General features: G+C 31.8%; 9 protein-coding genes and 2 pseudogenes. 9 read left to right on the top strand and 2 right to left on the bottom strand.

Annotated elements, in window-relative coordinates:
• The 6 genes from HMPREF2561_RS09650 to HMPREF2561_RS09625 all read left to right on the top strand — a co-directional run.
• The coding region (locus tag HMPREF2561_RS09650) for a GNAT family N-acetyltransferase (protein ID WP_070468722.1) at nt 1-373 on the top strand (373 nt) is incomplete at its 5' end.
• A 577-nt stretch (nt 374-950) separates the two neighbouring features.
• Nucleotides 951-2063: a glycerol dehydrogenase gene (locus tag HMPREF2561_RS09645; protein ID WP_017175656.1), complete on the top strand. Its 1113-nt coding sequence runs from the start codon at nt 951-953 to the stop codon at nt 2061-2063.
• Between the two features lie 194 nt (nt 2064-2257).
• Nucleotides 2258-3220: a dihydroxyacetone kinase subunit DhaK gene (gene dhaK, locus HMPREF2561_RS09640; RefSeq protein WP_019834703.1), complete on the top strand. Its 963-nt coding sequence runs from the start codon at nt 2258-2260 to the stop codon at nt 3218-3220.
• A gap of 31 nt (nt 3221-3251) precedes the next feature.
• A complete protein-coding gene (gene dhaL / locus HMPREF2561_RS09635; protein WP_017175658.1) occupies nt 3252-3833 on the top strand; it encodes a dihydroxyacetone kinase subunit DhaL in 582 nt (193 codons plus the stop codon).
• On the top strand, nt 3830-4204 hold the full coding sequence (gene dhaM, locus HMPREF2561_RS09630; protein ID WP_017175659.1) for a dihydroxyacetone kinase phosphoryl donor subunit DhaM: 375 nt from the start codon (nt 3830-3832) through the stop codon (nt 4202-4204). Before dhaL ends, dhaM begins: the two co-directional genes overlap by 4 nt.
• Before the next feature lie 200 nt (nt 4205-4404).
• The gene (locus HMPREF2561_RS09625; protein ID WP_017175660.1) at nt 4405-4734 is read left to right on the top strand and encodes a hypothetical protein; all 330 of its coding nucleotides are present in this window, start codon (nt 4405-4407) and stop codon (nt 4732-4734) included.
• Nucleotides 4735-4809: 75 nt separating this feature from the next.
• Here HMPREF2561_RS09625 and HMPREF2561_RS09620 read toward each other — a convergent pair whose 3' ends face one another.
• A complete protein-coding gene (locus HMPREF2561_RS09620; RefSeq protein ID WP_029376801.1) occupies nt 4810-5169 on the bottom strand; it encodes a magnetosome magnetite crystal formation protein family in 360 nt (119 codons plus the stop codon).
• Nucleotides 5170-5475: 306 nt separating this feature from the next.
• On the opposite strand from HMPREF2561_RS09620, the gene HMPREF2561_RS09615 reads away from it, so the two are divergent.
• The 3 genes and pseudogenes from HMPREF2561_RS09615 to HMPREF2561_RS10940 form a co-directional block, all read left to right on the top strand.
• Nucleotides 5476-7071, top strand: a complete 1596-nt coding sequence (locus HMPREF2561_RS09615) for a xylulokinase (protein ID WP_069723702.1) — start codon at nt 5476-5478, stop codon at nt 7069-7071.
• A 39-nt stretch (nt 7072-7110) separates the two neighbouring features.
• A pseudogene (locus HMPREF2561_RS09610) lies at nt 7111-7433 on the top strand (MFS transporter); the annotation flags it as partial.
• Nucleotides 7434-7466: 33 nt separating this feature from the next.
• A pseudogene (locus HMPREF2561_RS10940) lies at nt 7467-7577 on the top strand (RimJ/RimL family protein N-acetyltransferase); the annotation flags it as partial.
• A 109-nt stretch (nt 7578-7686) separates the two neighbouring features.
• Here the strand turns inward: HMPREF2561_RS10940 and HMPREF2561_RS09605 are convergent.
• A complete protein-coding gene (locus HMPREF2561_RS09605) occupies nt 7687-8433 on the bottom strand; it encodes a cyclase family protein (RefSeq protein WP_070468720.1) in 747 nt (248 codons plus the stop codon).
• Nucleotides 8434-8468: the final 35 nt, after the last annotated feature.

Below are 8468 nucleotides of genomic sequence, written 5' to 3'. Positions count from 1 at the left end.
CTTACAACAATTTGCGCGTGGAGATGGATTCCATTGTGGCATTTGGTATGACCAAAAACTTGTAGGAGTCATTGGCTTACATTATTTAGACTTGGTTAACAAACGCACGTCGATTGGTTATTATTTAGCTGAAGATTTCCAAAAGAAAGGCATCATGACTAGATGCACTAAAGCACTTATTCAATATGTATATGAAGAATATGATATTAATCGAATCGAAATACGAATGTCTACTAAAAATAAGAAAAGTCGAGCTATACCAATAAGACTTGGATTCACACAAGAAGGTATATTGAGAAGTGATGAACGTGTACAAGGGAAATTCTCAAATAGTTATGTGTATAGTTTGCTTAGAGAAGAATATGATGATTAATTCTATTGTAAATACACATTCAAATTTATCTTCAAGACGATTTTATAATTATTTTTTAAGTAATCAATAAACGTATGATATCCACTTATAGATTCATTCCGAACATAATAGAGAATAGAATCATCTCTTTCTATTTTAAGCTTATTGTTTAGTAAACCTATATATAATAAATTAAAAAAACCACTTTCAATTTACGCTCCAGAATAAATTGAAAGTGGTTAAAATTTTTATGTTAGATTAAGAGTAATACAAGCATAGGATAACACAATAAAACCTATTGTAAAGATAGAGTCAATTATAGGTTATAAATTATAATATTACAATATTTAAGTTTTAAAGTGATAATTTAATGAAGTTTTAGCTAATATGTGGACAATTATATTTAATAGATTAATAATGGAAGTGTAGAGAGAAATCAATTTTTTAAGCAACTTAATCTTTCTTTTGATTCTTATTTTTCGTATTGTAATGGTAAATACGCTAATATGTATTTTCTATATCATATATTTGTGAGCGTAATTTACTGAAGAGTTATTAAATGATGCAGTATAAATATTTATTATGGAGGGAAAGCTCTATGGCAAAAATTATTTATCAATCTCCAGGAAGATATGTACAAGGAAAAGGAGTTATCGAATCTATCGCAGATGAAACACAACGTTTAGGTTCACATGCATTAATAATCTCAGATGAAGTTGTTTGGAATATAACTAAAGATCAAATTGATCAAAGTTTTTCAAATAATTCAGAAGTTAATTATGATTACGAAACATTTAAAGGCGAATCTTCAGAAAATGAAATTAATCGTATCGTTGATGAAGCTAAGACAAAAGGCATAGATGTAGTCATTGGTTTAGGTGGTGGAAAGGCACTTGATACAGGTAAAGCAGTAGCCAATGCTTTAAATGCAAGTGTTATCGATTTCGCTTCTACTGCATCAATGGATGCACCTACGGCAGCCGTATCTGTTATTTATGATGATAATGGCGTATTTAGTGGTTATGAATTTTACCCTAAGAATCCTGATACAGTAATGGTGGATTCACAAATTGTTGCGCAAGCGCCTGTACGTTTATTTGCTTCAGGGATGAGTGATGGATTAGCTACTTTAGTTGAGGTAGAATCTACGTTACGTAGACAAGGAAAAAATATGTTTAGTGGAAAACCATCATTAGCTAGCTTAGCGATTGCGCAGAAATGTGAAGAAGTAATTTTTGAATATGGACATAGTGCATATGAAGCAATTAAAAATCATATTGTATCTCCACAAGTTGAAGCAGTGATTGAAGCGAACACATTACTTTCAGGTTTAGGATTTGAAAATGGAGGACTTGCAGCTGCTCATGCAATTCATAATGGTTTTACAGCACTTGAAGGCGATATTCATCATTTAACGCATGGTGAAAAAGTGGCCTATGGTATTTTAGTCCAATTAGTATTGGAAAATGCGCCAACAGAAAAATTTGTAAAATATCAACAATTTTTAAGTAGTATCCATATGCCAACGACTTTAGAAGAACTCCACATTGCCGATAAAAGTTATGAAGATTTGGTTCGCGTAGGTGAGCGTGCTTTAGAACCAAATGATACTTTTGCAAATTTAAGTGATAAGTTAAATGCAGATGACATTGCAGACGCTATTTTAACAGTAAGTGAATTATCTAAAAGTACGTTGAATTCCAAAGGTTAATTTTCGTAAAGAAGATAACTAAGAATAGATAAGTAATTAGAAGGATAAAGATAAAACTTATGTCTTTATCCTTTTTTGAAAGAGTATTTTTATATTTACTAATATGAAAATTCCAAGTTTAAATAAAGAAAATGATGTTGATATTTAATCTTAGATAAACTTACTTTGAATATGCCAAAAGGAGTCGCTTTTTGATGAAAAAATTAATTAAAGAAAAAAATAATATTTTAACAGACATGTTAGAGGGTCTCGCTTTAACGAATGATAATATTGAAATTATTTCAGAAACAGTTGTTGTTAAAAAAAATAAAAAAAATTCAGGAGTTGCCTTGGTATCAGGCGGTGGTAGTGGTCATGAACCAGCACATGCGGGTTATGTAGCTAATGGTATGCTTGATGCGGCAGTATGTGGTGAAGTTTTTACATCTCCGACTCCAGATAAAATTTTAGATGCTATTAAAGCAGTCGATACAGGCGACGGTGTATTATTAATCGTTAAAAATTATGCTGGAGACGTTATGAACTTTGAGATGGCTCAAGAAATGGCACAAATGGAAGATATTAAAGTTGAACGTGTCATTGTGAATGATGATATTGCTGTTTCAGATGTAGAAAAACGTCGTGGCGTGGCTGGTACGGTATTCGTTCATAAATATGCAGGTTATTTAGCGGACCAAGGCCTATCTTTAAAAGATATTAAAAACAAAATTGAAGCGTTTATTCCTAAAATTAAAAGTATTGGGATGGCGCTTACTTCACCAATGGTGCCAACAACTGGGAAATATAGTTTCGATATTGATGATAATGAAATGGAAATAGGTATCGGCATTCATGGTGAAAAAGGGTTACACCGTGAAGCGATTCAATCGGTTGATGTTATTATTGAGCGTTTACTAGATGAGTTGTTAAAAGAAGTGAAAGATCAATCATTAATTGTTATGGTAAATGGTATGGGAGGCACGCCTTTATCTGAATTAAGTATTGTGGCGAAGTATTTAAATCAACAATTCCAAGAACATGACATAGCTGCTAAACAATGGTTTGTTGGTGATTATATGACATCACTTGATATGCAAGGTTTCTCCATTACAGTGGTTCCTTATAGTGAAGAAATAGAAAAAGGTCTTTTAGCTCCAACAACAAGTCGTTATTTTTAAATAAAAATAGAGATAATGAGGTGACTTTTCAATGAATGTACAAGACATGAAAACAAGACTACTTAGTTTAGTTGAAACTTTTAAAGAAAAAGAAAGTGAATTAACTGATTTAGATCGTGCCATTGGTGATGGCGACCATGGAGTGAATATGGTCAGAGGATTTGAAGCGTTAGAACAAGGTCTGGATGACACAGATATGAAGTCATTATTTAAATCAACAGGAATGACATTAATGTCTAAAGTGGGCGGTGCCTCAGGTCCTTTATACGGTTTTAGCTTTGTTAAAATGGCAAATGTCGTTAAAGATGATATTGACAAAGAAAATTTAAAAGAGATGATTGCTGCTTTTTCAGAAGCCGTTAAACAACGTGGAAAAGTAGAATTAAATGAAAAAACGATGTATGACGTAATTGAACGTACAAGAGAAGCATTAGATAATGATGAAAACATTGATTTTAACACATTACAATCATATGCTGATGAAACTAAAAACATGATAGCTACGAAAGGACGAGCATCATATTTTAAAGAAGATTCAAAAGGTTATATCGATCCAGGTGCTCAAAGTAGTGTTTACATTTTAAATGCGATGATAGGAGGAGAGGTAGAATGACTTCAATAGTAATTGTGAGTCACAGTTATAAAATTGCTGAAGGTGTCAAAGATTTAAATTTACAAATGACAGATAATGACGTCAATATTATTGATGTTGGTGGCTTAGATGATAAAGGGATTGGCACATCTTTCGATCGTATTCTTTCAGTCATAAATGAATTAGATGATGATGCAATATGTTTTTATGATATAGGGTCTGCTGGGATGAACCTTGATATGGCAATCGAAATGTATGAAGGCTCTCATCGTATTGAAAAAATGGAGGCGCCCGTCGTAGAAGGTAGTTTTATCGCGAGTGTGGCACTTAAATCGAATATGACGATGGATGAAACTATCGCAGAAGTCAAAGAACAATTAAAAAATGATTAAGTGAATATATTATGAGGTCAAAGATGTGTAGAGGTCTTTGTCCTCTTTTTTTATTAATTTAAACTGCAGTGATTGAATGTCAATGTTCATAGTGGTTTTATATAATAAATAAATTATCTTTCAAGTTTTTTGAAATACACATTATAAATGAAAACTAAAATAAAAATTACTATAATATAGCAATAGAAAGGATTAAAAAGATGGCTAGAAAATATAATGCGATTAAATACGTCATTAAGAAAAATAATGACGATCTTGAATTATATGGATTAAGATTGTATGAGTTTAATATAAAGGATGGAAAAGCTATAAATATTAGCCAACCGATTTTTGTGAATAGAGATATTTTAATTGATAAAATACAAGATGGTGAAGCATTTACTCGTGCCTTTAGAGTAAGTCAAAATGATTATTATGCAGGCCAATCGATTGCTCTATCGGTTAATAAGCATGGATATATTAATAATAATTTTGAGGTTTCGCGAGATGTGATTAGAAACGTTGAAGAAAGTATCTTAGATTATAAATAAAGTCATCAGTTATAGAAAAGCGTTAAATTAAAAAGGAAGTATAGTACTCCCTTTTTAATTTAATATATAAGTGACTTATTTTTTTAATAAAATTTTAATTCCTCTGATAATGTTGAGGATATATAATATTAAAGCAATTAAAAAGAACACAATAGCAATGATTAAAGCAATAACAAATATTAATAATTGATGATCGAATGGTTTATCAAAGACCTCTTTTGAAAAAATAAATGCCGCTCTACCTATAAAAAAACTGATCCACGTTATAACATGGTTCCCTAATGCTTTTTTACCATGCTCAGACGTTGGCTCTTCCGCAAGTATCCATACCAATAAAGGTAAAATGATAGGTGCAAAAAAGATACTTAAATAACTCAATGCTGATAAAACATAACTATTGTCATTTTTATGCATTTTACTATTTGTATTTTCCACTTTTTTCACCTTCTTTCTCTTTACTTATTATAAAAACATCAATAATAAAATATTACAACAATTAATAGATAAACTTACAACACTGTAAGTATTGAGAAAAGAAAAATATCGTTTGTATACTTTTTCTAAATAAATAACTAATAAGTTTGTATTTAGGATTTTATATAACTAAAAGTATCAATTGTGTATTTATAAATATTAAAATTAATAAAATATTATATTTGAAAATTACTTGTTTGCTATATAAAGTTTTGATAGCATTAAATAAGTAAGCGTTTTCACTAATTTTATAGGGAGGTGCATAAAATGAATAATTCCTCAATAAAACAATTTATTGAAGCGGGTAATTTAACAATTGGTATTGAATTTGGTTCAACTAGAATTAAAACGGTAGCAATTGATGACAACTGTAAAACATTAGCTACAGGAACGTTTGGATGGGAAAATACATATCAAGACGGATATTGGACATATTCTATGAACGATGCATGGATAGGTCTACAAAAAAGTTATAGTGAAATGACTAAAGTTATAAAAGAACAGTATGGGACTACAGTGAAAAAAATTAAATCATTAGGCATTAGTGGGATGATGCATGGTTATTTAGTATTTGATCAACAAGAAGATTTGCTCGTTCCATTTCGAACTTGGCGTAATAACAATGCTAATCAGGCGGCTAAGATTTTAAGAGAAGCATTTCAGGTTAACATTCCAGAACGTTGGAGTATTGCTCAATTATATCAATCAGCTATAGATGATGAGTCTCATGTTGCTAAAGTAGATTATATGACCACACTTGCTGGTTATATTCATTGGTACTTAACAGATGAAAAAGTATTAGGTATAGGTGATGCGTCGGGAATGTTTCCTATTGATGTAGAAACTAAAGAGTATCGACAAGATATTGCTAAAACATTTAATCAACTTTTTTCTGAAATGGGATATCATCAAGATATTTTAGAGATATTACCAAAAGTTGTGGTAGCAGGTGAAAATGCAGGTTATTTAACAGAAACAGGAGCAAAACTTATTGATCCCAATGGTCAATTAGAAGCAGGCTGTCCTATGTGTGCTCCAGAAGCTGACGCTGCAACTGGGATGGTAGCTACAAATAGCGTAGCTCCAAAGACTGGTAATATATCTGCGGGAACAAGTATCTTTTCAATGATTGTATTAGACAAATCATTGAAAAACGTTTATCCGGAAGTGGATATTGTCACAACACCAGATGGCTATGAAGTAGCCATGATACATGCGAATAATTGCACATCTGATATTAATGCATGGGTTGATTTATTTGGAGAAGTATTAGAAGTAATGAGTGTCAAATATGAAAAAAGTGAGCTTTTCACAAAATTATTTGAAAGCGCTTTAAATGGTGATGATAAACTTGGAAATTTACTTTCTTATGGTTATATATCCGGAGAATTTATTACAGAGGTTCAACAGGGTTATCCTATGTTAGTACGATCGATAGATAGTTCATTCGATTTAGCTAATGTAATGAAGACTCATATATATAGTGCATTTAGTACATTAAAAATTGGTATTGATTTATTAAAAGAAAATGAAGATATTGAAATTCATTCAATATATGGGCACGGAGGTATATTCAAAACCAAAAAAGTTGCTCAAACATTTTTAGCAGCAGCAATACAAAGCCCTGTTAGTGTTATGCAAACAGCTAGTGAAGGTGGAGCATGGGGGATTGCCGTTTTAGCTAGGTATCTTGTAGCAGAAAACGATGTAAATTTATCTAGTTATCTTAATGAAATTGCTTTTAAAGATACTGAGTCCATCAAAATTAAACCAAATGAAAAGGAAATAGAAAGCTTTAATCGTTATATTGAACGTTTTAAAAAAGGTCTTCCTATAGAACGTCTTGCTAATGAACAACTTTAAAGAAATCACAAATAAGCAAAGGGAGAAAGTGGAATTATTGTGACTAATGATTTAACTAAACAAAATCGTCAGCTTTTAGGATTACCTAGAGTATTAATTGGGGTTATGTAGCGGTAGCTATATTTATGACAGGTGATAGATTTGAACAAGCGTTTTTGTCTAAGTATATTATCGATCTTGGATATAGTGATTCACAAGCAGGTAGAGTGATAGCTATATATGGATTAATAGTAGCACTGGCTTCATGGATGTCTGGAGTACTAGCAGAAGTATTTAGTCCACGTCGACTGATGACTTTAGCATTTATAATATGGATTATTTTTCATGTTGGATTTTTAACTTTAGGTTTAGCTCAACAAAATTAAGCAATGATGATAATTATGTATGGTATTCGTGGATTCACACAAGAGGGTATATTGAGAAGTGATGAACGTGTAGAAGGGAAATCCTCAGATAGTTATGTGTATAGTGTGTTGAGAGAAGAATATGAAAATGAATATAAATAACAACACATCCTGATACTTCGTCTTGCTCAAGTACTTTAGTATCAGGATGATATATATTATATAGGAAAGTGATAAATTTGATCGCTCATTATCAACATATCACTTATATTTAAGATGGTTTGATAGCAAATGCACGGACTGGGAAACCTGGCGCATCTTTTGGTTTGGGACTAATTGCATAAATGACTGCGCCACGCGTAGGCAATTGGTCTAGGTTTGTTAAGAGTTCAAGTTGGAAGGTATCTTGTCCAAGTATATAACGTTCTCCAACAATATCGCCATTTTTAGCTGTATCTACTGACGCATCTGTATCGAATGTTTCATGACCAATCGATTTTACACCGCGTTCTTCAATTAAGAATTTTAAAGCATCTAGTCCCCAACCTGGTAAATGTTGGTTACCATCAGTATCTCTATTTTCGAATTGTTCAATATCTGGCCAACGTTTTGACCAATCTGTACGTAAAGCAACAAAGGTACCTTCTTCAATGCGCCCATTCTCCGCTTCCCACTGTTCTAAATGTTGGCGTGTCACGATAAAGTCATCATTATTTTTTACTTCTTTTGAATAATCTAACACGATAAGTGGTAAGACTAATTCTTTTAAATCAAGATCCTCAAGATAACGTTTATTCTCTACAAAATGTATCGGTGCGTCAATGTGTGTGCCGTATTGTGTAACGATATTCCAACGTTGTACATAAAAGCCATGTTCTTTGACTGTAAATAATGTGGATACTTGGCCTTTTTCAAATTCACTAAATCGTGGAATGTTTGGATCGAAAGTATGGGTTAAATCTACCCACTCTGCTGTTTTTAATTGTTGTAATTGGTCCCACAATGGATAATTTGTCATATGTTTCACCTCGAAAGTCTAATATAAGAATAAAA

Origin of the sequence: Staphylococcus sp. HMSC069E10 (genome assembly GCF_001809205.1) — a bacterium.
Lineage (GTDB): Bacteria > Bacillota > Bacilli > Staphylococcales > Staphylococcaceae > Staphylococcus > Staphylococcus hominis.
This window is presented reverse-complemented; position numbering and strand designations above follow the sequence as displayed.